Source organism: Streptomyces sp. NRRL WC-3742 (genome assembly GCF_000720635.1).
Classification (GTDB): domain Bacteria; phylum Actinomycetota; class Actinomycetes; order Streptomycetales; family Streptomycetaceae; genus Kitasatospora.
On the sequence record NZ_JOCF01000199.1, the window covers coordinates 1 to 336 of the forward strand.

Below are 336 nucleotides of genomic sequence, written 5' to 3' on the forward strand. Positions count from 1 at the left end.
CTCGCCCTCGAACCCGAGCACACCGCCCGCGAGGAGGACGACGCCCGCGACGCGCTCAACCGCGCCGCCCTCGACCACGTCGAGCACCTCTCCGAACTGGAGGCCGTCCCCGAGACCTCCGTCGACCGCGTCCGCCGCAGCCTCACCGCCCGCCTCGACCGCACCGCCGAGGCCCCGGACGGCACGACCGCCGACGCCGCCCACCGCCAGCTCCGCCGCGAGGTCATCGCCGTACAGAACACCGAACTGCGCCGCCTCTACGAGGAGCACCGCATCAGCGACACCACCCTGCGCGTCCTCCAGCGCGACCTCGACCTGGAGGAGGCCGCCCTCGGC

Annotated in this window: 1 pseudogene; it reads left to right on the top strand. The window is 75.0% G+C overall.

Going from position 1 to position 336, the window contains the following annotated elements:
- Window positions 1-336 (top strand): annotated as a pseudogene (locus IH61_RS0140045) (Na+/H+ antiporter); the annotation flags it as partial.